The 20,855-nt window shown below is 66.5% G+C and carries 23 protein-coding genes; 14 read left to right on the plus strand and 9 right to left on the minus strand.

Going from position 1 to position 20,855, the window contains the following annotated elements; all coding sequences use genetic code 11:
• Positions 1-70: 70 nt before the first annotated feature.
• Positions 71-973 (minus strand): SGNH/GDSL hydrolase family protein, encoded by a 903-nt coding sequence (locus tag AC1DDO_RS09915; RefSeq protein WP_476869487.1) that lies wholly within the window; start codon positions 971-973, stop codon positions 71-73.
• Positions 974-1,255: 282 nt separating this feature from the next.
• Here AC1DDO_RS09915 and typA point away from each other — a divergent pair, with 282 nt between their 5' ends.
• The 3 genes from typA (at position 1,256) to AC1DDO_RS09930 (ending at position 4,691) form a co-directional block, all read left to right on the plus strand.
• A complete protein-coding gene (typA, locus tag AC1DDO_RS09920; protein WP_441407332.1) occupies positions 1,256-3,184 on the plus strand; it encodes a translational GTPase TypA in 1,929 nt (642 codons plus the stop codon).
• Positions 3,185-3,232: 48 nt separating this feature from the next.
• Entirely contained in the window at positions 3,233-3,589 is a 357-nt protein-coding gene (locus AC1DDO_RS09925) for a hypothetical protein (RefSeq protein WP_476869486.1), read from the plus strand.
• A 292-nt stretch (positions 3,590-3,881) separates the two neighbouring features.
• Positions 3,882-4,691 (plus strand): type IV toxin-antitoxin system AbiEi family antitoxin domain-containing protein, encoded by an 810-nt coding sequence (locus AC1DDO_RS09930; protein WP_476869485.1) that lies wholly within the window; start codon positions 3,882-3,884, stop codon positions 4,689-4,691.
• A 415-nt stretch (positions 4,692-5,106) separates the two neighbouring features.
• Here the strand turns inward: AC1DDO_RS09930 and AC1DDO_RS09935 are convergent, their stop codons facing one another.
• Positions 5,107-5,355 (minus strand): putative acetyltransferase, encoded by a 249-nt coding sequence (locus AC1DDO_RS09935; RefSeq protein WP_476869484.1) that lies wholly within the window; start codon positions 5,353-5,355, stop codon positions 5,107-5,109.
• A gap of 152 nt (positions 5,356-5,507) precedes the next feature.
• Between AC1DDO_RS09935 and fdxA the strand changes: the two genes are divergently transcribed.
• The 6 genes from fdxA to AC1DDO_RS09965 all read left to right on the plus strand — a co-directional run bounded on the left by fdxA (position 5,508) and on the right by AC1DDO_RS09965 (position 10,092).
• On the plus strand, positions 5,508-5,834 hold the full coding sequence (gene fdxA / locus AC1DDO_RS09940) for a ferredoxin (RefSeq protein WP_026266493.1): 327 nt from the start codon (positions 5,508-5,510) through the stop codon (positions 5,832-5,834).
• 12 nt (positions 5,835-5,846) lie between these two features.
• On the plus strand, positions 5,847-6,995 hold the full coding sequence (gene dapC, locus AC1DDO_RS09945; RefSeq protein WP_476869483.1) for a succinyldiaminopimelate transaminase: 1,149 nt from the start codon (positions 5,847-5,849) through the stop codon (positions 6,993-6,995).
• Positions 6,996-7,223: 228 nt separating this feature from the next.
• Positions 7,224-8,507 carry a citrate synthase gene (locus tag AC1DDO_RS09950; protein WP_441407337.1) on the plus strand — a complete coding sequence of 428 codons (1,284 nt, stop codon included), beginning with the start codon at positions 7,224-7,226 and terminating at the stop codon, positions 8,505-8,507.
• 26 nt (positions 8,508-8,533) lie between these two features.
• Positions 8,534-8,752 carry a hypothetical protein gene (locus AC1DDO_RS09955; RefSeq protein ID WP_476971797.1) on the plus strand — a complete coding sequence of 73 codons (219 nt, stop codon included), beginning with the start codon at positions 8,534-8,536 and terminating at the stop codon, positions 8,750-8,752.
• Positions 8,753-8,761: 9 nt separating this feature from the next.
• Entirely contained in the window at positions 8,762-9,433 is a 672-nt protein-coding gene (locus AC1DDO_RS09960; protein ID WP_476869482.1) for a TetR/AcrR family transcriptional regulator, read from the plus strand.
• Between the two features lie 47 nt (positions 9,434-9,480).
• Positions 9,481-10,092, plus strand: a complete 612-nt coding sequence (locus AC1DDO_RS09965) for a hypothetical protein (protein WP_441407339.1) — start codon at positions 9,481-9,483, stop codon at positions 10,090-10,092.
• 20 nt (positions 10,093-10,112) lie between these two features.
• Here the strand turns inward: AC1DDO_RS09965 and AC1DDO_RS09970 are convergent, their stop codons facing one another.
• On the minus strand, positions 10,113-10,964 hold the full coding sequence (locus tag AC1DDO_RS09970) for a hypothetical protein (RefSeq protein ID WP_476869481.1): 852 nt from the start codon (positions 10,962-10,964) through the stop codon (positions 10,113-10,115).
• Between the two features lie 111 nt (positions 10,965-11,075).
• Positions 11,076-12,086 (minus strand): 2,3,4,5-tetrahydropyridine-2,6-dicarboxylate N-succinyltransferase, encoded by a 1,011-nt coding sequence (gene dapD, locus AC1DDO_RS09975; protein WP_476869480.1) that lies wholly within the window; start codon positions 12,084-12,086, stop codon positions 11,076-11,078.
• A 134-nt stretch (positions 12,087-12,220) separates the two neighbouring features.
• Here dapD and dapE point away from each other — a divergent pair, with 134 nt between their 5' ends.
• Positions 12,221-13,387: a succinyl-diaminopimelate desuccinylase gene (gene dapE, locus AC1DDO_RS09980; RefSeq protein ID WP_476869479.1), complete on the plus strand. Its 1,167-nt coding sequence runs from the start codon at positions 12,221-12,223 to the stop codon at positions 13,385-13,387.
• Between the two features lie 99 nt (positions 13,388-13,486).
• On the opposite strand, the gene AC1DDO_RS09985 is transcribed toward dapE, so the two are convergent.
• The 4 genes from AC1DDO_RS09985 to AC1DDO_RS10000 form a co-directional block, all read right to left on the minus strand.
• On the minus strand, positions 13,487-14,323 hold the full coding sequence (locus AC1DDO_RS09985) for an amino acid ABC transporter permease (protein WP_441407343.1): 837 nt from the start codon (positions 14,321-14,323) through the stop codon (positions 13,487-13,489).
• Complete coding sequence (locus tag AC1DDO_RS09990) at positions 14,320-14,970, minus strand: amino acid ABC transporter permease (RefSeq protein ID WP_441407344.1); 651 nt, start codon at positions 14,968-14,970, stop codon at positions 14,320-14,322. The genes AC1DDO_RS09985 and AC1DDO_RS09990 overlap by 4 nt, the downstream gene beginning before the upstream one ends.
• A 98-nt stretch (positions 14,971-15,068) precedes the next feature.
• Positions 15,069-15,953, minus strand: a complete 885-nt coding sequence (locus AC1DDO_RS09995) for a glutamate ABC transporter substrate-binding protein (RefSeq protein ID WP_476869478.1) — start codon at positions 15,951-15,953, stop codon at positions 15,069-15,071.
• Positions 15,954-16,012: 59 nt separating this feature from the next.
• Positions 16,013-16,768, minus strand: coding sequence for an amino acid ABC transporter ATP-binding protein (locus tag AC1DDO_RS10000; RefSeq protein WP_090575726.1), 756 nt, complete (start codon positions 16,766-16,768; stop codon positions 16,013-16,015).
• Positions 16,769-16,970: 202 nt separating this feature from the next.
• On the opposite strand from AC1DDO_RS10000, the gene AC1DDO_RS10005 reads away from it, so the two are divergent.
• The 4 genes from AC1DDO_RS10005 (at position 16,971) to AC1DDO_RS10020 (ending at position 20,050) form a co-directional block, all read left to right on the plus strand.
• Positions 16,971-17,840 (plus strand): LOG family protein, encoded by an 870-nt coding sequence (locus AC1DDO_RS10005; RefSeq protein ID WP_476869477.1) that lies wholly within the window; start codon positions 16,971-16,973, stop codon positions 17,838-17,840.
• A gap of 63 nt (positions 17,841-17,903) precedes the next feature.
• The gene (locus AC1DDO_RS10010; protein WP_441407347.1) at positions 17,904-18,257 is read left to right on the plus strand and encodes a DivIVA domain-containing protein; all 354 of its coding nucleotides are present in this window, start codon (positions 17,904-17,906) and stop codon (positions 18,255-18,257) included.
• Positions 18,254-19,627, plus strand: a complete 1,374-nt coding sequence (locus tag AC1DDO_RS10015; RefSeq protein WP_476869476.1) for a hypothetical protein — start codon at positions 18,254-18,256, stop codon at positions 19,625-19,627. The genes AC1DDO_RS10010 and AC1DDO_RS10015 overlap by 4 nt, the downstream gene beginning before the upstream one ends.
• Before the next feature lie 255 nt (positions 19,628-19,882).
• Complete coding sequence (locus tag AC1DDO_RS10020; protein ID WP_079550332.1) at positions 19,883-20,050, plus strand: DUF3117 domain-containing protein; 168 nt, start codon at positions 19,883-19,885, stop codon at positions 20,048-20,050.
• Between the two features lie 72 nt (positions 20,051-20,122).
• Here the strand turns inward: AC1DDO_RS10020 and AC1DDO_RS10025 are convergent, their stop codons facing one another.
• The gene (locus AC1DDO_RS10025) at positions 20,123-20,755 is read right to left on the minus strand and encodes an O-methyltransferase (RefSeq protein WP_476869475.1); all 633 of its coding nucleotides are present in this window, start codon (positions 20,753-20,755) and stop codon (positions 20,123-20,125) included.
• Positions 20,756-20,855: the final 100 nt, after the last annotated feature.

Consider the following 20,855-nt stretch of genomic DNA (forward strand, 5'->3'; position numbering starts at 1 on the left):
TCCTTCGCCGGCTGGTCCGGCTGGGTTGGTCCGGCTGGGTTGGTCCGGCGCCGGCTGGGCTGGTCCGGCGCTAGCGGGATAAGTCGGAGAGCGTGCCGGGGGCCCGGTACTGAAGTCCCATGGACGCCAGTTGCTTGCCGAAGACGACGCCGAGGGCCGTGTGGCCCTGCCTGTTCAGGTGGACACGGTCCGCCATGGAGCCGGTAAGGCTGTAACGGGTAAGCCAGTCTCCGGCGCTGACGAACGGCAGTCCGTGCCGGGCCGCAACGTGGCCGAGGAGCGTGTCTACCTCGGTGCGGCGTCCGCCGCCGTAGTGGGCGCCGCGCGCAAGCGTGCCGACCATGAGCACCCGGGCGGCGGGGTAGCGCTGCTGGATGCTGGTGATCAGCCGCTCGGCGTTGGCGACGATCTGCGCGTCAGATGCGCCGCGCGCGGCGTCGTTCCCGCCGCCTTCGATCACGACGAGCGGGGGCGTGCCGTACGGAAGTTTCCAGTCGCCGCGCTGGAGCGCATCGATGTAGTTGCCGGTGGTGCCGTTCGACGCCACGAAGCCCGTGCCGCCGCGGCCGCAGAAGAAGACCTTGTACCCCGCCGCGGCCAGCCCCTGCCTGGGCCAGCCATAGGCCGGTTCCGATTGTGAGTCGCCGATCAGCACGGCGGTAGTGCTGGTGTCCTTGACAATAATCTCGGTGCGGCCGTTGGCAGGATTGCGGTAGCTCGAACCGCCGGGCAGATTCGCGGGATCGATGCTGGCCCCGATCCGGGTCTTCGCCGCAGAGCCAGCGGCCACCGGCATGCCGGCGCCATTGGAGCCGGCGGAAGATCCGGCGCCGGAGGAACCGGCGCTGGACGAGCCCGCGCCGAAAGAGCCTGCGTCAGGCGCAGGTGAAGAGGTCTGCCCGCAGCCGCCAAGAACTACGCCTACGGCGATCATCGTTGCGACGAAGCGGGACAGAGCCGAGGCGTTTCGCATGAATGTCTCCGGGCTTGCTTGCTGCTATCAGAGCAATGATGGGCCATGGGCGCACGAAAATCCAGTGACTTTACTCACAAGTAATAATCCAATTCCGCGCGTCCGTCATCCCGCGGCGACGACGCAAGGGCCGGCCGCCGGATCGCATTTTAGGCCAATAAATGACCTAGCGTTTAGAATGGTAGTAGGTGCCCTGTGCCAAAGGGACTTATCCGTCGTGCGTTCCGGTTGGAAATGTCGCGATACCACAGCTGACTTCACCACTGAATCGAGCAATAACGCATGTCTGAAACCACCACCAACACTGCGGTAGCCACTGCATCGCGCAGTGACCTGCGCAACGTCGCGATCGTGGCCCACGTTGACCACGGCAAGACCACGCTGGTCGACGCCATGCTCAAGCAGACCAACTCCTTTGCCGAGCACAACCACCTCGAAGACCGCGTCATGGACTCCGGTGACCTCGAGCGTGAAAAGGGCATCACCATCCTGGCCAAGAACACCACGGTGGCCTACAACGGACCGTCCTCCAAGGGCGAGACCATCACCATCAACGTCATCGACACCCCCGGCCACGCCGACTTCGGTGGCGAGGTCGAGCGCGGCCTGTCCATGGTCGACGGCGTCGTCCTCCTCGTTGACGCCTCTGAGGGCCCGCTGCCCCAGACCCGCTTCGTGCTGCGCAAGGCCCTCGCCGCGCACCTGCCGGTGATCCTGCTGGTCAACAAGACCGACCGCCCCGACGCGCGGATCGAAGAAGTTGTGCACGAGTCCATGGACCTGCTCCTGGGCCTGGCCTCCGACCTCGCCGACGAAGTTCCGGACCTCGACCTGGACAAGATCCTCAACGTTCCGGTCGTCTACGCCGCCGCCAAGGTTGGCCGCGCCTCCCTCGAGCAGCCCGCCGACGGCTCCGCGCCGGAGAACGAGGACCTGGAACCGCTGTTCCAGGCCATCATCGAGCACATCCCGGCGCCGACTTACAACCCGAACGGTGTCCTGCAGGCGCACGTCACCAACCTGGACGCCTCCCCGTTCCTCGGCCGCCTCGCGCTGCTGCGCATCTACAACGGCACCCTGCGCAAGGGCCAGACCGTTGCCTGGGCCCGCGCCAACGGTGAGCTGAAGAACGTCAAGATCACCGAACTGCTGGCCACCAAGGCCCTTGACCGCGTCCCGACCGATTCCGCCGGTCCCGGCGAGATCGTCGCCGTCGCCGGCATCGAGGAAATCACCATCGGTGAGACCCTGACGGACGCCGAGAACCCGCAGCCGCTGCCGCTGATCACCGTTGACGACCCGGCCATCTCGATGACCATCGGTATCAACACCTCCCCGCTGGCCGGCAAGGTCAAGGGCGCCAAGGTCACGGCCCGCCAGGTCAAGGACCGCCTCGACAAGGAACTGATCGGTAACGTCTCCATCAAGGTGCTCCCCACCGAGCGTCCTGACGCCTGGGAAGTCCAGGGCCGTGGCGAGCTCGCCCTTGCCATCCTGGTCGAGCAGATGCGTCGCGAGGGCTTCGAGCTCACCGTCGGCAAGCCGCAGGTTGTCACCAAGACCGTCGACGGCAAGGTCCACGAGCCGATGGAACACATGACCATCGACGTGCCCGAAGAGTACCTCGGCGCTGTCACCCAGCTGATGGCTGCCCGCAAGGGCCGCATGACCAACATGGCCAACCACGGCACCGGCTGGTGCCGCATGGAGTTCATCGTTCCGGCCCGTGGCCTGATCGGGTTCCGCACCAAGTTCCTCACGGACACCCGCGGCGCCGGCATCGCAGCGTCGATCTCTGAAGGCTACGAGCCGTGGGCCGGCCCGATCGAATACCGCACCAACGGTTCGATGATCGCCGACCGCGCCGGTGTTGTGACCCCGTTCGCGATGATCAACCTTCAGGAACGTGGCTCCTTCTTCGTCAAGCCCACCTCCGAGGTCTACGAGGGCATGATTGTTGGCGAGAACTCCCGCGCCGACGACATGGACGTCAACATCACGAAGGAAAAGAAGCTCACCAACATGCGTGCCGCTTCCTCGGACACCTTCGAGAACCTGACGCCGCCGCGCGACCTGACCCTCGAAGAGTCCCTCGAATTCGCCCGCGAAGACGAGTGCGTCGAGGTCACCCCGGATTCCATCCGTATCCGCAAGGTCATCCTGGACACCAACGAGCGTGCCAAGGCCAACCGCGCCCGCGCCAAGGTCTGATCCCGGTCTCCGGGCTTCGGCTGAAACGTGACTAGGAGAGCTGCCGGTATGGCAGGCGGCATTGCCGCCGCCGTGCCGGCAGCTCTTTTTGTTGCCCTGGCCGGCACTGCCCTGCACCGGCACGATCTGGTGCTGGGCGGCATGGACATTCCGTGGGGAGCGGCGGCAGCCCTGCTCCTGCTGGGATCGGTCCAGCTGTGGCTCGGGGCCGCGTTCCGTTCACTGGTTCCGACGGCGGTGTGCGGAGCCCTCTGCTACGCATTGGCCGGCTGGTGGTCCACCCTGGAAACGGGCAAGCGCCTGGTTATCGGCGATGCCGCGGGCAACATCTGGGTCTTCGGCATCGCGGGCATCACTATGCTGATGCTGGCCTGGTGCCGCCGGTACCGGCAGCCGCCCGGCTAGTTCCGAGCCCTTCCTTCCTCCGCGCCTCCCCTCCTTCCCACCCCTTCCCCCACGGGACATGCCCATTTTTCGGCCGCTCGAGCGGGCACAGTGACATCATGTCCAGTGCGCAGGTAGTGCGGGGGACATGTCCACTCTTCACGACGGGCAAGTCCGGCCCGGCTCCCGACGGCGGGGCATGCCCATTTTTCGCCCGGACAAAGTTCCTGCGGCGACTCGTCCGGCAGGCGCAGTTTTCCACATAGCGCGGGATTCGGTACGCGCGGACGTTTGGCGGTCTCACCATGGGTGAATGGCCAACATTATCGAGGTGCTCTCCAAGTACGACGGCGTCGCCCGCGCCAAATACATCGCCGCGGCTGGGGTTGCCGATTCCCAGCTTAAGTCGGCAATGGCGTCGGGATCCGTATCCCGGGTAGCCCGTGGCGTCTATGCCCTGCCCGGTGCGGACGAGCAGCTGATCAACATTCGCTCGCTCCCGGCCGAACCGGCGTGCGTCACCGCGGCCCACTACGGCGGGTTGTGGGTCCTCGAAACCCCGTCTCAACCGCATGTGGCCCTCACCCACAGCAGGAGCTACCCGGGCTTCGTCTGCCACAGGACGCCCCGGCCGCCGACGCTCCTCGACACCGTCATCCAATGCCTGCGGTGCCTGCCTGAACCCGACGGGCTGATCATCGCCGAATCCGCCGTCGTGCTCAAGGGACTTCTGTTGGGCTCGCTGCGCGGGCGGCTCGACGGCCGTAACGACTCCCGGGAGCGCCGGATCGTGTCGGCGATCGTCCCGCAGTCCCAGTCCCTCATTGAGTGTCTGGCCCGGTTCCTCCTGCGGCGTGCCGGATTCCATGTTGAATCGCAGGTCAACGTTCCGGGCATGGGACACCTGGACCTGATGGTCGATGGCCGTCTCGGCATCGAGACGGACGGTGCCGGGTTCCACATGGACCTCACGAGCTTCGAGGAAGACCGGCGGCGCTGGAACGTCACGACGCGCCGGGGAATCCCGACACTGGTTGTTACCTACCCACTGCTAAGGGATCATCCGGAAGAATTCATCACGATGGTCCGGGAAACGCTGAACAGGCTGTCTGCCGCCGCGTAGGGCCGGTCCCGGCTTCACCTCGCCGTGCCACCGCACTCCGGCACCGGCCGCTACGCCCCTGCAATCTAGCGCCTCTGGACACCACAACCTTGTGCCCGCCCACCACTGGACATGTCCCTTGCTCCGTCGATTCACCACTGGACATGTCCCGCGCCGTCCGGCGGGGACGGGCATGCTGCTGAGATGTCCGTCGCAGGCGATCAGCGGAGGGCATGTCCATTGGTCGCGGAGGGGGCGGGTGGGCATGCGCCCGGACGGCCCTCAGTGGGGGACCTGTCCACTCGTGGGGTGCGAGGGAGGACATGTCCATTGGTCGCGGAGGAGGCGGGTGGGCATGTGCCCGGGTGGCCCTCAGCGGGAGGACATGTCCACTCGTGGCACTCAGGGGAGGGTATGTCCCGGCGGGAACCGCGCCTCAGGGGCCCTGCACACGCGGGGCTCGGCGGGGCGGGGCTGGCGGGACCTCCTTGGCAGCCACTACAAGCGGGAGGGCGATGACGACGTCGGAGCGGCGGGTGCGGACGGTGCAGGAGCCGTCGGCGCGTCCTACGAGCTCGCCAAGGGCATCCGTCAGGCCTCCGTCGATCCGGTACCGGACCACAACGCGTGTGCCGAGCGGGGCGCCGGAGAGGAACTGCTGGGGCAAGGGCAAAGGCGTGCTCATCAGATCATAGTAAGACGCGGAGCGTGTATGACGTCCCCGCTAGGTTCGCGGGAACAGGCTGGGAGATAATAGGCTCAGAAGTCAGCAACCCGGCGCTCAGGCCGGAAAACCATCCGGCCGGTCGCCGGAACCAACGTGGAGAGGCCAGGGACGTGACGTACGTAATCGCGCAGCCGTGTGTAGATGTCAAGGACAAGGCATGCATTGAGGAGTGCCCCGTCGATTGCATCTACGAGGGTGAGCGTTCCCTGTACATCCACCCAGACGAGTGCGTGGACTGCGGTGCCTGCGAGCCGGTCTGCCCCGTCGAGGCGATCTACTACGAAGACGACACCCCCGAAGAGTGGGCCGACTACTACAAGGCCAACGTCGAGTTCTTCGACGAGCTCGGTTCTCCGGGCGGTGCCGCGAAGGTCGGGAACACCCACACCGACCACCCGATGATCGCCGCACTGCCGCCGCAGAACCAAGACAACTAGGACGGCGCTACGGTGACATCCGCGGTGCGCACCTTCGGCCTGAGCCTGCCCGATTACCCGTGGGAGGCCATGGCACCGTATCTTGCCACGGCAGCCCGGCACCCTGCAGGAGCCGTCAACCTTTCCATCGGAACCCCCGTGGACCCGACGCCGGCCCTCATCCAGGACGCCCTCCGCGCCGCCGCGGACGCCCCCGGCTACCCCACGGTCCACGGGACACCGGCCCTGCGGGAAGCCATCGCGGGCTGGTTTGCCCGCCGGCGCGGCGTCCCGGGGCTCGACCCGCAGAATGTGATGCCGACCGTGGGTTCAAAGGAACTCGTCGCGTGGCTGCCGTTCCTGCTCGGCCTCAAACCGGGCGACGTCGTTGTCCGCCCCACGGTTGCCTACCCCACCTACGACATCGGCGCCACGTTCGCCGGTGCCGAGCAGATCGCCGCCGACGACCTCGACGAGCTCGACGCCGGCACCCGCGCCCGCGTGCGGCTGATCTGGGTCAATTCACCGGCCAACCCCACCGGCAGCGTCCGCGACATCGGATCGCTGCGGCGGATCGTCCGGCAGGCCCGCGAGATCGGCGCCGTCGTCGCGTCCGACGAATGTTACGCCGAACTCGGCTGGGGGGAGTGGGACGTCCAGCGTGGTGGCACGCCGGTCCCCAGCATCCTGGACCCGCAGGTCGCGGAAGGTTCCCACGATGGCCTGCTCGCCGTCTATTCGCTCAGCAAGCAGTCCAACGTGGCCGGCTACCGGGCAGCCTTCGTCGCCGGCGACCCCGCCATCATGGCCAACCTGGTCAACAGCCGCAAGCACGCTGGGATGATCGTTCCCTACCCGGTCCAGGAAGCCATGCGCGTGGCCCTCGGCGACGACGCCCAGGTCCAGGCCCAGAAGGACCTGTACCGGGGCCGCCGCGAACGGATTGTCCCGGCGCTTGAGGGCTTCGGCCTGAGGATCCACGAGTCCCGGGCCGGACTCTATCTGTGGGCCACCGCCGGCGAACCGACGTGGGACACCGTGGGCAGGCTCGCCGACCGCGGAATCGTCGTCGGACCCGGTGTTTTCTACGGCGACGCCGGGAACGGGTTCATCCGGGTGGCGCTCACCGCAAGCGATGAGCGGATCGACGCCGCCGCGGCGCGGCTGGCCACGGGAGCGTAACAATCCTGTGGTGCGCACCACATGTGTCGCGTTTTAGGCCATTTCGAGGCCTCCCGGATTAGTGCCACCCGCGAAGTGACGGTACTTTTTAACTGACGATCAATGGTGGCTTTCCACAAGAAGGCAGCGCAGCCTTTGGAAATCCTGTCCGCACAGGATCCGCGGGCAGCTTCACCAGATGTTGGACCAGCTTTCGACAGAGGCCCCGATGCCTCATGAGGAGACTCCATGACTGAAACCACCAGCGCAACCCTGCGCCATGCCGGCGGCGAGCTCGAACTCCCGCGCATCAAGGTTGTAGAAGGAAACGAAGGCTACGACGTTTCCAAGCTGCTGAAGCAGACCGGCGCCGTCGCCTTCGACCCCGGTTTCATGAACACCGCGGCCACCACCTCGGCCATCACCTACATCGACGGCGACGCCGGCATCCTGCGCTACCGCGGCTACCCGATCGAGCAGCTGGCCCAGCACTCGAGCTTCCTGGAAGTCTCCTACCTGCTGATCTACGGCAACCTGCCGACCCCCACCGAGCTGGAATCCTTCGACCAGCGGATCCGCCACCACACCCTGCTGCACGAGGAGCTCAAGGGCTTCTTCAGCGGCTTCCCCCGCGACGCCCACCCGATGCCGGTGCTTTCCTCGGCCGTGTCCGCGCTCTCGACCTTCTACCAGGACTCGCTGGATCCGTTCAACGCCGAGCAGGTGGAAGTATCCACCATCCGCCTCATGGCCAAGATGCCGGTCATCGCCGCGTACGCCCACAAGAAGTCGATCGGCCAGCCCATGCTGTACCCGGACAACTCGATGAACCTGGTGGAGAACTTCATGCGCCTCAGCTTCGGCCTGCCGGCCGAGCAGTATGAGGTGGACCCGGTCATCGCCAAGGCCCTGGACCTGCTGCTGATCCTGCACGCGGACCACGAGCAGAACTGTTCCACCTCGACCGTGCGCCTGGTCGGATCATCGAACGCCAACCTTTTCGCGTCCGTCTCCGCCGGCATCAACGCCCTCTTCGGCCCCGCCCACGGCGGCGCCAACGAGGCCGTGCTGAAGATGCTGCGCCAGATCCAGGCCGACGGCATCAAGCCCGAGGACTACATGGAGAAGGTCAAGAACAAGGAAGACGGCGTCCGCCTCATGGGCTTTGGGCACCGCGTCTACAAGAACTACGACCCCCGCGCAAAGATCATCAAGGCCACGGCCCACGAGGTCCTCAGCAAGCTCGGCGGAAACGACGAGCTGCTGGACATCGCCATGCGCCTTGAAGAGAAGGCCCTGGGCGATGACTACTTCATCCAGCGCAAGCTCTACCCGAACGTGGACTTCTACACCGGCCTGATCTACAAGGCCATGGGCTTCCCGGAAAAGATGTTCACCGTGCTCTTCGCGATCGGACGCCTGCCGGGCTGGATCGCCCAGTGGCGCGAGATGATCAGCGATCCCAACACCAAGATCGGCCGCCCGCGCCAGCTCTACGTCGGCGAACCGGAACGCAACTACCCGGCGCTGTAGTCCGCCGGAGAGCCACGGCACTTGCCGTGCAGGAAGTACGACGCCGGCCGCGCACCTACTTGGGGTGCGCGGCCGGCGTCGTTCCCGGCGGGCGCCGCACCGCCCTGGCCGCCGCTGCGGACACCGCCGCTGTATTGGCCACTGCCGCCGTTGCCAATACCGCCGTGACCTGCGCCGTTGTGACCCCTGCCACGCCAGCGGGGGAATCGGTGTGGCCCGCGGCGGTGGCGACACAGACGTGCTAAAAAAGACCAGTGCCTAAATTTGTCGACGCCGTCATCCGGCGCCAGGAAATAGTTGACGCAGTCTTCAGGATCATCGCCGTGGATGGTCTTGAACGGGCCTCCCTCCGGGAAGTTGCAGACGAAGCCCAACTGGCGGTCGGCTCCGTGCGGCACTATTTCGCCAGCAGCGACGAGCTGCTGACCCACGCCTTCGCCATGGTGGTGGACCGCATCGTCGGCAGGCTCACCGCCGCGGACTCCCTTCTGGGGGACCTGTCGCCAGGAACAGACGCGCACCACACGGCCGTGATGGCACTCTTGGGCGAGGTGCTTCCGCTCGATGAGGAACGGGCCGTTGACGCATGCGTGTGGATGGCCTTCAAGAATGCAGCCCGGACCAAGCCGTTCCTGGCCGCCGAGGCGGACCGAAGCCACCGTGCGGTGGCCGCCGTCGTGGGCCGGCTCATCATGGGCCTTGCCGTTACCGATACCGATGACACCGACGGCTTGGCCGGCATCGACCAGCACGTGCTCGTCACCGAGGCGGAGCTGCTGCTGGCCGTGCTGGACGGTCTGACGATGCATGCCCTCCTACAGCCGGAGTGGATGACGGCCCAGATGTGCAACGATGTGCTGGAAGTCCATCTTGAGGGCCTGAACCGCCGGATATCGGGCCGGGCACCAGCCGTTAACGCGTCTTAGCAACAGGAATAGACTAAGACCGTACGTCTTGCCAAGGAGGCAATTGGATGCACCACACCGGCGGACCTGGCTGGCGGATCACGATGGATACTTCTGGTCCCATGCTCATCGCCCTGTACGTTCGTGACGCAGCCGGTCTGGACACCGCGGGTCATCCGGCACTGTGTCACGTGGCACCGAAGATCCGCGCCGCGGACCACACCCATCTGATTGCCGAAGTTGGCGGCCCGGCTGCGCTCAAGACCGAATGGGAGGCCTGGTGGGAGCAGCTGCTGAAGGCCCACCCGGAGATGTCCCCGGAACTCTCCCCGCCCGGCTTCCGTGCGTTCAGCAATTCCCCGGCCCTGCGTCGGGTGCTGCAGGCCCATTTCGGGGCGGCCCTGACGTGGGCCAGGGAACGCCGCGGGGAATACGTGGCCCTCGAAGCGGAGCGCGAGACCAACGGCCACAACGAGCTGCTGGCCGACATGGTGGAGGACCGCCTGCTTGAGGTGGGACGCGCCTCGAATGACTTTGGCCTGACGATAATTGAACTCCCGCTTGCGGAGCCGCGCGCCTGGTTCCTGGAGCCGGACAAGATCCTCATGAGCCACGAGCTGTTGTCTCAGCCGGAACTGTTCCGCAGCTACGTGCAGCCTGTGGTTGATCTCCTGGTCTAGGCCCGCGTGTTGTTGGGCGCTCAGGTCCGCGGGGCGTCGGCGACGGTGACCCTGACCTGGCCGGCCGGGACCTGGGCAGGCTGCCAGCCGTCGCGGGACTGCCGGTTCCAGGCCCGGCCGTCGACCTCGACGCTGGTAATGGACAGCTCCTTGGCGTTGGCCACGGCCCACTGCCCGACAGCCCAGGCCTGGGCGCCTTCGGCATCCACCTGCAGCGTCCGGCCGTTCGTGGACGACTGGACATCACCGAGGGCCGTGGCCAGCTCCGCGGCGACGGCAGCCGGATCCCCGGCACTGTCGGGGGACCGCAGCGAGCAGTCGAGGCCGGCGGGCGTCTGGCCGCTCAGGGCCGAAGCGAACGCGCGGGCCATCCCCTCGTGCTGGGCATAGGCCTCCGGGTACGCCGAGCGCTGGACCCGCTGGGCGGCATCGGTGATCTCCAGGGACTGGTACCCGGAGATCTTGACGAGCGCATCGTAGAACGCGTTGCTGGCATGGTACGGGTCCATCACCTGCGCCGTGGTGCCCCACCCCTGGGACGGGCGCTGCTGGAACAACCCGCGCGAGTCCGGGCCGGCCTGGTCGCCGTGGCCGATGTTGCGCAGCTTGGATTCCTGCATGGAGGTGGCCAGCGCGATGCTGGCGGCCCGGGCGGGAAGCCCACGCCGGACCGCGACGGCGGTGATCAGGGAAGCGTTGGCGGCCTGGTCGGTGGCGAGGTCATCGCCTCCGCTGCCCACGGCCGTGCAGCGTTCGGTGATCAGCGTTTCCGAGCGCTGCAGGAACGCCACCGCAGTGTAGATCGCGCCCGCGACCATCGCAAGGGTCAGCAGAAGTACGATCCGGCGCCGCCAGCTCCCTCGTCGTGCCACGAAACTTACTCCCTCAGGCCCCAGCGGGCTGCATCATCGGCTGCTTCATCGTTCGGAGTCGGCCCGGCCTGACGGCCTTCGCCGCCCGCCATACCGTACCAGCCGGTGCGGTCAGTTGGCGTGCAGGTCCGCGTTGAGCTCCACGGTCTGGCCCTTGCGGGGCAGAGCCTCGACGGCGCCCGTGGCGGAATTGCGGCGGAAGAGCAGGTTCGGGACGCCGGACAGCTCCACGGCCTTGACCACCCGGCTGGTGTCTTCACCCTCGGCATCCCGCGGGCTAATGACACGCACGCGCGTGCCGGCGGTGACGTAGAGTCCGGCCTCCACCACCGAGTCATCGCCGAGGCTGATTCCCACGCCGGAGTTGGCACCGAGGAGGACGCGCTCACCGATGGCGATCCTTTCCTTGCCGCCGCCGGAGAGGGTACCCATGATCGAGGCCCCGCCGCCGACGTCGGACCCGTCACCGGCGACGACGCCGGCCGAGATCCGGCCCTCGACCATGGAGGTGCCGAGCGTTCCGGCGTTGAAGTTCACGAAGCCCTCGTGCATGACCGTGGTGCCTTCGGCCAGGTGCGCACCCAGCCGGACACGGTCGGCGTCGGCGATCCGGACGCCGGAGGGAACGACGTAGTCGACCATGCGGGGGAACTTGTCCACGCCGAAGACGGTGACGGCGCCGCGCTTGCGCAGGCGCGCACGCGTGAGTTCGAAGTCCTCCACGGCTGCGGGGCCGAAGTTGGTCCACACGACGTTGGGGAGCTTGCCGAAGATGCCGTCGAGGTTGATGGTGTTGGGCTGGACCAGGCGGTGGGAGAGCAGGTGCAGGCGAAGGTAGGCGTCCGCCGTGTCGGCCGGTGCCTCGTCCAGGTTGATCTGGGCGAAGACAACCTGCTGCTCGGTGCCCCGGTCCGCGTCGGTTCCGTTGGCGGCAATGTCGGCCAGTGACTGGTCCGCGTTCTCCACATCACGCAGGTGCTCCGCGGCGACTCCCAGCGCCGGGGCCGGGAACCATACATCCAGCACGGTGGCCTCACCGTTGCGGGTGTAAATGGTGGCCACCCCGTATCCGTAGGCGGAGCGGGCGTCGGCGGGCACAGCAGAAGCAGCAGTTTCAGTCATGCCCCAAGTCTAACGAGAGCGTCGGCGGCCACTGAAACGTGAGTCGTCCAAGTGACAGGAGAGGTTTGTCATTCGACCGCCCGGGATGGCGGCTGCTGCGACCGGGCGCGAAGGCGAACGGATAAAGTGGGACCGTGACCCCCACGAACCCGCGCACCCCTGCCACTGCTCCCGCCGGCGCTCCTGTCCGCACCCCAGGCCATTTGGACCTGCGCCAGGACGTCGCCCTGCTCACGGCCGCTCTGATTGACATCGACAGCGTCTCCGGCAATGAGAAGGTCCTGGCCGACGCCGTCGAGCAGGCCCTCCGCCTGCTGCCGGAGCTGGATGTGGTCCGCGACGGCGATTCGATCATTGCCCGCACCAACCTTGGCCGGGCCGAGCGTGTGATCCTTGCCGGCCACCTGGACACCGTGCCGCTGCCCATCACCGAGGGCTCGCTGGGGACCGTTCCTGCGTACTGGCCTTCCGGGGCTCCGGGGGAGGGGGTGCTGTATGGCCGCGGCGCCACCGACATGAAGGGCGGCGTCGCCGTGCAGCTGGCACTGGCGGCCACCATGTTCGACGGCGGGGCGGCCCCGGACAAGGACGTCACGTTCGTCTTCTACGACCACGAGGAAGTCGAGGCCGTCAAGAGCGGCCTCGGCCGGCTGGTGCGCAATCACGGATCCCTGCTCGGCGGGGACTTCGCGATCCTGCTGGAGCCAACCAACGGGACGGTGGAGGGCGGCTGCAACGGCACCAGCCGCTTCGAGGTCACCACGCACGGCGAGGCCGCCCACTCGGCCCGGGCCTGGATGGGCAGCAACGCCATTCACGCGGCGGCCCCGATCCTGGCCCGGCTGGCGGCGTACGAACCGCAGACGGTGACGGTTGACGGCCTGGACTACCGCGAAAGCCTCAATGCCGTGAAGATTCACGGCGGCACGGCCGGAAACGTCATCCCGGACAAGTGCGTCGTCGAAATCAACTACCGCTTCGCGCCGGACAAGACCCCGGACGGTGCCGAGGCCGTGGTCCGGGAACTGCTGGACGGATTCGAGGTCGTGCGCACCGACGCCGCGGCCGGGGCGCGGCCGGGACTGCACCACCCCGCCGCCGCGTCCTTCGTCGCCGCCGTGGGCGCCGAGCCGAAGCCCAAGTACGGTTGGACCGACGTCGCCCGGTTCAGCGAACTCGGCATTCCCGCGGTGAACTTCGGGCCCGGCGATGCGCTGCTGGCGCACAAGGACAACGAGCACGTCGAGGCGGACGCCATCCGGGAATGCCTGCGGGCACTGCGGAGCTGGCTCAGCGCCTGACCCCGCGAAAGCCGCACGGCACACCGGCCAACGCACCCCCGCACGCAGAAAGGGTCCGGAACCTCAGGGAGGTTCCGGACCCTTTGCGGTTGACGGGTGTTACTTGGCTGCCGGGAGTCCGGCAACCGGCACGTGCGCCACGCCGCCGGCGGCCCGCTTGGAGCCGCGGCGTTCGAGCCAGATGGCGAGGCGGGAGACCGCAAGGTCGATCGCGATGTAGATGGCCGCTGCCACGAAGAACACCGGGAACAAGTACTGCGGGCCGAGGAAGTCGGCCATGACCTGCACGGCCCGGAGCAGCTCGCCGTAGGCGACGATGTAGCCCAGCGAGGTGTCCTTCAGCAGCACCACGAGCTGCGCGACCAGCGAGGGCAGCATGCGCCGGATGGCCTGCGGCAGCTCGATGGTCAGCCGGGACTGGAAGCTCGTGAGTCCGATCGCCAGGCCGGCCTCACGCTGGCCCTTGGGCAGCGACTGGACGCCGGCGCGGATGATCTCGGCAAAGATCGCCGAGTTGTACAGGACCAGGCCTGCCACCACGGCGACGAACGAGCTGGTGGCGAACACCAGCAGCACGAACAGCATCATCAGCACCACGGGCATGCCGCGCAGGAATTCCAGCACGATCCGCGTGGGCACCCTGATCCAGGCGTTGTCCGAGATGCGCATCAGGCACAGGAGCAGGCCCAGCGGGAACGCGATCACCGCTGCCACCGCGGCCGCGGCGAGCGTGGCGCCGATGCCCGCGGCGATCAGGGCCCAGACGTCGGGCAGCTGGAAGACCGCCCAGCGCTTGGCGTCGAAGATTCCCTGCTGGGCGAGGGTCATGACTGCCAGGACCAGGAGGCCGCCGATCACGATGACGCCGATGATGGAGCCGATCAGCGATATCCGGCGGGCTTTGGGGCCGGGGACGTCGTAGAGAACAGAGCTCATCGCGCGATTGCCACCTTTCGTTCAACGACGCTGGCGAGGTAGCCAAGCGGGATGGTTATCAGCAGGTAGAAGAACGCGACGCCGACCAGGACCCACACGACGGCATCGCCGTTGGCGTTGGCCAGCTGCTTGCCCTGGCCGAAGAGTTCCAGCACATAGAACGCGCCGGCCACGGATGAGTTCTTGACCAGGGCGATCAGGATGTTGATCAGCGGGGGAATCACGGTCCGCAGGGCCTGCGGCAGGATGATCAGGGAGAGCACCTGGGTGAACTTCATGCCGATGCTGCGGGCGGCCTCCGCCTGGCCCACCGGGACACTGTTGACGCCGGAGCGCACGGCCTCGGCGATGAAGGCCGAGGTGTAGGCGCTCAGGGCGATGATGGCGGCGACCTCGAACTGCTGGAACGTGACGCCGAGGCGGGGCAGCACGACCGCCGCGAAGAAGAATGCGATGGTCAGCGGGGTGTTCCGGACGATCTCGACGTACACCATGCTGAAGCCGCGCAGCGCGGCGACGGGTGAGACGCGGGCGGCCGCCAGGATGGTGCCGAAGACCAAGGCGATAATCCCCGAGACCACGGACAGGAAGAGGGTTCTGAGAAAACCATCCCAATACTGGGGGAGGTTTTCAATGATGACGTCCATAAGTTCCTTCAGCTGCGTTGAGGGGATTCCAGGCGAAAAACGGGCGTGGCGGCTGCCGGGCTGCGGAAGATCCGCTGCCTGACAGCCGCCACAGCCGGCTAGTAGCGGTCGATCGTGGGAAGCGCGGGCGTGGTCTTAATGACCGTGCCGGCGGTGTCTTCCCAGGCCTTCTTGTAGGAGCCGTCCTTGTCGGCAGCCTCCAGCTGGTCATTGATCCACGTGCGGAAGGCAGTGTCGCCCTTCTTCAGGCCGATGCCGTAGGGCTCCTTGGTGAAGGTCTGGTCCGATGCCAGCTTGAAGGCGTCCGGTTCCTTGGACACGAAACCGGCGAGGATCACGTTGTCGGTGGTCACCGCTTCGACCTGCTTGTTCCGCAGCGGTTCCAGGCAAGCGGAGTAGGTAGCGGCCGGAACCAGCACCGCTCCGTACTTCTCGACGATCGTCGCGGCCGGGGTGGATCCGGTCACGGAGCAGACGTTCTTGCCCTTGACGTCCTCGGGCTTGGTGATGGAGTTGTTGTCCTTGTTCACCATGAGCGCCTGTCCGGCCTCGTAGTACGGGCCGGCGAAGTCGACTTCGGCCTTGCGCTTGTCATTGATGGTGTAGGTGGCGACGATCATGTCCACCTTGCCCTGCTTGATGAACTGCTCGCGGTTGGCGGAAACAGTTTCAACCCACTCGATCTTGTCGGCGGGGATGCCCAGCTTGGCGGCGATCAGCTTGCCGATTTCGACGTCGAAGCCGACCGGCTTGCCGTCCAGGCCCTTCTGGCCGAAGAGCGGCTGGTCAAACTTGGTACCAATGGTGATCTTGCCCGCGGATGCAAGCTTGGCCATGGTGGAATCGGCGGCAAAGCTCGGCTTCTCGGCGACGGGCGGGTTGGTGGTCGTGGAGGTGCTGCCGCCACAAGCACTCAGGGTGAGTGCCAGTGCTGCGGATGCGGCAACCAGAAGGGATTTCCTTCGGGTCAAAAATGCCTTCATGACATTCCTTTCATTGGGCGGCCGCCGTCCGGCGGCCAGAGTGCGAACTCGTAGCGGGCTCAGTGCGTCAAAAGCTTGGACAGGAAGTCCTTGGCCCGGCTGCTCTTGGGGTTGGTGAAGAATTCCTCGGGGGTCGCGTCCTCGACGATCTGGCCATCGGCCATGAACACGACGCGGTCCGCCGCCTTGCGGGCGAAGCCCATCTCGTGGGTGACCACGATCATGGTCATACCTTCCTTGGCGAGCTGGACCATGACGTCCAGGACCTCGTTGATCATTTCCGGGTCGAGGGCCGAGGTGGGCTCATCGAAGAGCATCACCTTCGGCTTCATCGCCAGGGCGCGGGCGATGGCAACGCGCTGCTGCTGGCCACCGGAGAGCTGGGCCGGAAGTTTGGGGGCCTGATGCCCAACGCCGACGCGCTCCAGCAGCGCCATGGCGTCCTTGTCGGCCTCGCCCTTGGAGACACCCTTGACCTTGATGGGGCCCAGGGTGACGTTTTCCAGGATGGTCTTGTGCGCGAAGAGGTTGAATGACTGGAAGACCATGCCGACGTCGGCGCGCAGCTTTGCAAGTTCCTTGCCCTCGGCGGGCAGTTCCTTGCCATCGATCTTGATATCGCCGTCGTCGATGGTCTCTAGGCGGTTGATGGCGCGGCAGAGCGTCGACTTTCCCGAACCCGAGGGGCCGATGACAACAACAACCTCACCCTTGCGGACGTTCAGGTTGATGTCCTTCAGGACGTGCAACTGGCCGTAATGCTTGTTCACGGCCTTCAGGGAGACGAGGGCATCGCCGGGCACTTGAGTAGTCATACAAAGAATCTAGCGAAGATTGGCGCAATATGACCGCAATCACTCTCATTCGTGCAGATCGTGATTCAAGAGATACCTGCACGTCAGCGTCTCTTGCCGGGCCGTCGCCCGGCACCCGCCGGGATCCCCGCGGCCCCTTGCTGCCACCAAAGCGCCGACGCGCCGACGCGGCAGCGCCGCAGTTCCGCGCTAGCCTATGGGCATGAGTACCGATCCGCAGCGCAGCCCCAAGCAAGATGCCGAGCAGACGCCCGCCGGCAAGCCGACCCGCGAGGCCCGGAGCACTCCGGCGCCCAACGGAATCCGCCACAAGGGCCCGCTTGAACTGCGCCGGAAGGCCGCCAAAGTCACCATGTCCGACCAGACGCTGTTGGACACCAAGGGCCCTGGCCAGTTCGTCCACACCGACCCCTGGCGGGTCCTGCGGATCCAGAGCGAGTTCGTGGAAGGGTTCGGCGCCCTGGCCGATCTCGGTCCGGCGGTCAGCGTCTTCGGCTCCGCCCGCACCGTACCGGGGAGCCGGAACTACGAGCTCGGTGTCGAGGTGGGACGCCAACTGGCCGAGGCCGGACTGGCCGTCATCACAGGCGGTGGTCCCGGGTCGATGGAAGCCGCGAACAAGGGCGCCGTGCAAGGCAACGGCGTCTCGGTGGGGCTCGGGATCGAGCTGCCGTTCGAACAGGGCATGAACCAGTGGGTGGACCTGGGCATCAACTTCCGGTATTTCTTCGCCCGCAAGACCATGTTCGTGAAGTACGCCCAGGGATTCATCGTGCTCCCCGGCGGTCTCGGCACCCTGGACGAGCTCTTCGAAGCCATGGTCCTGGTCCAGACGCGCAAGGTCACCTCGTTCCCGATCGTGTTGGTGGGCGTCGCCTTCTGGGGTCCCCTGCTCGAGTGGGTCCGGGACACGCTCGTCGCAGAGGGAATGGTGTCCGAGGAAGATCTGGACCTGGTGCAGGTAGTGGACGACCCCGCGCTGGCCGTCGCGCTGGTGGTGGAGGGGGCCGCGCGCCACCGGAACCCGAACGGCGGCAACATCGGCGGCAGCGCCCCCAAGGGAAACGGTTAGGGAACGCAAGGCTGAAACGTCCGGCTGAGCGCTCCGGCGTCCGGCTTCTGGCACGATGGTCTAGTGAGTCTCTTCCTGGTTTTCCTGGCGATAGCGCTGATCGGCGTCGCCGTCCTCCTGGGTGCCGGCCTGGTGCCGAAAATCCTCCACCGAAACCGGGACGGGGGTGCCGGTTCCTTTGACGACGGTTTCGACGAGCCGGTCGCATCCCTGCCGCCGGTCCTGCTGCCCGAGCGCGCTGCCGCGGCGGACATCGACCGCCTGCGCTTCGCCGTCGGGCTCCGCGGCTACCGGATGGACCAGGTGGACCAGGTCCTCGATGATCTGCGGGAGCAGATCATCGCCAAGGACGAAAAGATCGAGGCGCTCGGAGAGGAACTGGAACGCCTCCGCCCGCCGGCCGAGCCCGGGCCGTGAACCACGTGGAAGATCCGGAGGCCGTCGCGGAGCCTGAGGCCCTGGAGCCGCAGGGACTGAACGCGGCGGTGTGGAGCCGCATCGCGGCCGCGGGCGCCCGGATGGCGCGGTGGCCGTGGTGGACGCAGGTCGCCGGGCTGTACATCGCCGCCCGGCTGGTCAGCGCCTGTATTTTCATGGCTGCGGCCCTGCACCAAGGCGTGAATCCGTGGTTTCCCGCCAAGCCGGACTACTGGAACTTCATCAATATCTGGGACGCGCGCTGGTACGCCGAGGCGCTCCAGACGGGGTATCCGGCGCTTCTTCCGACCGACGACGCCGGCACTGTCCAGGAGAACACGTGGGCGTTCTACCCGCTGTTTCCCGTGCTGGGCCGCGTGCTGTCCGGGCTCACGGGCACGGGCCCGGCGTGGTCGCTGACGGACATCGCGCTGGTCTCCGGACTGGGGGCAGCCCTGGTGGCGTACAAAATTTTCAGGCACCGGGCCTCGCACCGCACGGCGCTCTGGGGAACCGTGTTCCTGGCGACCTTCCCGGTGGCGGCAGTGCTGCAGGTGCCGTACGCCGAATCCCTGAACCTGCTGTTGCTGGGCGGCGCGCTGCTGCTGGTCATGGAGCGCCGGTACGTCTGGGCGATGCCCGTCGTTGTCCTGATGTGCCTTTCCAGGCCCACCGGTGTCCCGTTTGCGGCGATGGTGGGGCTGCTGTTGCTCTACCGTCTCTGGCAGCACTTCGGTGTGATGCGACGCAAAACGCAACAGCTGGCGGAGTACCTCCCAACACAGCACTTCCCAACGGAGCATGTCCCAACACAGCACCTTCCAACACAGCACCGGGACGGCGCTGCCGCCCACAGCAGCGCCCAGCTCTGGGCCCTCGGCGGTCTCACCGCCGTCAGCGGGATCGGCGCGCTGCTGTGGCCCGCCATCGCCTGGGCGGTGACCGGTGACCTTGGCGCCTATACCAAGACCGAAACAGCTTGGCGCGGCGATGACCTGGTGCCGTTCAAGCCATGGTTCGACGCCGGCATCATGCTGTTCGGGCCGACGCTGGGAGTGCTGGCGCCCTTCGTGTTTTTTTCCGCGTTCACCCTGCTGATGATGTCCAGGCCCGTGGTGGCGCTGGGCACCGAGCTGCGGCTGTGGTGCTGCTGCTACATGGGCTATCTGCTTGTCTTCCTGCACCCCCAGACCAGCACGTTCCGGATGCTGCTGCCGCTGTTCCCGCTCGCCCTCAGCGCAGCCCTTCTCTCACGCTCCCGCGCGTACCGCGGTGCCGTAGTGGTGATGTTTGTCCTGCTGCAGATTGTGTGGATTGTGTGGCTGTGGGCATGGGCGCAGTTGCCCGGCGGAGGGGACTACCCGCCGTGACCCACAGCACCATTTCCGGGCCCCGGCCCGGCGTGGCGGGACGCGCTTGAAAGTCCAACGATTAGCTACGGGCGCATTGTTACGCGATAATAGAGGATAAGCAAGGACAAGAAGCGCACAGAATTCGTAAGCGGTCTATTTGTGAGTTTGCCTGTCATGGCGGCCTCTTGGAGTGCTGCCGGGCGGCTTGATTGGCCAAGCGGACGCAGCCCGGCCGGGCTGGTATGTCAGGGACTAATGGAGGGGATTTTCCTTATGGCGGCAATGAAACCACGCACCGGCGACGGCCCTATGGAAGTGACGAAAGAGGGACGAAGCCTGATCATGCGTGTTCCGCTCGAAGGCGGAGGACGGCTCGTGGTCGAACTCAATGCTGCTGAGGCGACAAACCTCAAGGAATGCCTCGTCGGCGTCACCGAATAGCATCACGCCAAGAGCTTCGCAGAGGGCGGGGTCCCGGCCACCAGGCCGCGGACCCCGCCCTTTTCCGTGCCGCTACTTCTTGACGGCGATCAGCAGGCCGTCGCCGGTAGGCAGCATCGCGGAGGCCAGGCGGTCGTCGTCGCGGATTGACTTGCCGATCTGGCGCAGCACCACCGTGGTGGCTTCCCGGGAGGCCGGATTCGCCACCCGGTCCTTGTCGAGGGCATCGTTGACAATCAGCAGGCCGCCGGACTTGAGCAGCCGGACGGCCTGTTCGACGTAACTGGGGTAGCTGGGTTTGTCGGCGTCGATGAACACCAGATCGTAGGCCCCGTCCGTCAGCCGGGGCAGGACATCGCCGGCCCGGCCCGAGATGGTGCGCGTACGGTTGGCGGGGCTGCCGGCTTCCTGGAACGCCTCGCGCGCCGCCTTGAGGTGCTCGACGTCGACGTCAATGGTGGTCAGGACGGCCTGCGGGCCCAGCCCGCGCAGGATGCACACACCGGACACCCCTGCGCCGGTGCCGATCTCCACCGCGGTCTGAGCCTTGGACGCTGCCGCCAGCACCGTCAGCACGGCGCCCACGCCGGGACCGATCGGGGTCACGCCAAGCTCGAAGGACCGTTCGCGCGCGTGCAACAGGACCTCATCCTCGGCAGGCAGATCTTCTGCGTAGGACCAGCTCGTGGACTTATCGGCGCTCATGGGATATCGCTTTCTGGGCGGCAGGGGAGTGTTCCCTACAGCGTACTGTGTCCGGCGGGACGGGACACGGAGGCGCAAGCGCCGTGGCCCCGGCAGAAGT

The sequence above is a fragment of the Arthrobacter sp. 10N43 genome (assembly GCF_056394525.1).

Excerpts from the sequence above, each read along its gene's own strand:
- AC1DDO_RS09915 (WP_476869487.1), bottom strand. The coding sequence starts at position 973 with ATGCGAAACGCCTCGGCTCTGTCCCGCTTCGTCGCAACGATGATCGCC.
- typA (WP_441407332.1), top strand. The coding sequence starts at position 1,256 with ATGTCTGAAACCACCACCAACACTGCGGTAGCCACTGCATCGCGCAGT.
- AC1DDO_RS09925 (WP_476869486.1), top strand. The coding sequence starts at position 3,233 with ATGGCAGGCGGCATTGCCGCCGCCGTGCCGGCAGCTCTTTTTGTTGCC.
- AC1DDO_RS09930 (WP_476869485.1), top strand. The coding sequence starts at position 3,882 with ATGGCCAACATTATCGAGGTGCTCTCCAAGTACGACGGCGTCGCCCGC.
- AC1DDO_RS09935 (WP_476869484.1), bottom strand. The coding sequence starts at position 5,355 with ATGAGCACGCCTTTGCCCTTGCCCCAGCAGTTCCTCTCCGGCGCCCCG.
- AC1DDO_RS09950 (WP_441407337.1), top strand. The coding sequence starts at position 7,224 with ATGACTGAAACCACCAGCGCAACCCTGCGCCATGCCGGCGGCGAGCTC.
- AC1DDO_RS09965 (WP_441407339.1), top strand. The coding sequence starts at position 9,481 with ATGCACCACACCGGCGGACCTGGCTGGCGGATCACGATGGATACTTCT.
- dapD (WP_476869480.1), bottom strand. The coding sequence starts at position 12,086 with ATGACTGAAACTGCTGCTTCTGCTGTGCCCGCCGACGCCCGCTCCGCC.
- AC1DDO_RS09985 (WP_441407343.1), bottom strand. The coding sequence starts at position 14,323 with ATGAGCTCTGTTCTCTACGACGTCCCCGGCCCCAAAGCCCGCCGGATA.
- AC1DDO_RS09990 (WP_441407344.1), bottom strand. The coding sequence starts at position 14,970 with ATGGACGTCATCATTGAAAACCTCCCCCAGTATTGGGATGGTTTTCTC.
- AC1DDO_RS09995 (WP_476869478.1), bottom strand. The coding sequence starts at position 15,953 with ATGAAGGCATTTTTGACCCGAAGGAAATCCCTTCTGGTTGCCGCATCC.
- AC1DDO_RS10000 (WP_090575726.1), bottom strand. The coding sequence starts at position 16,768 with ATGACTACTCAAGTGCCCGGCGATGCCCTCGTCTCCCTGAAGGCCGTG.
- AC1DDO_RS10005 (WP_476869477.1), top strand. The coding sequence starts at position 16,971 with ATGAGTACCGATCCGCAGCGCAGCCCCAAGCAAGATGCCGAGCAGACG.
- AC1DDO_RS10020 (WP_079550332.1), top strand. The coding sequence starts at position 19,883 with ATGGCGGCAATGAAACCACGCACCGGCGACGGCCCTATGGAAGTGACG.
- AC1DDO_RS10025 (WP_476869475.1), bottom strand. The coding sequence starts at position 20,755 with ATGAGCGCCGATAAGTCCACGAGCTGGTCCTACGCAGAAGATCTGCCT.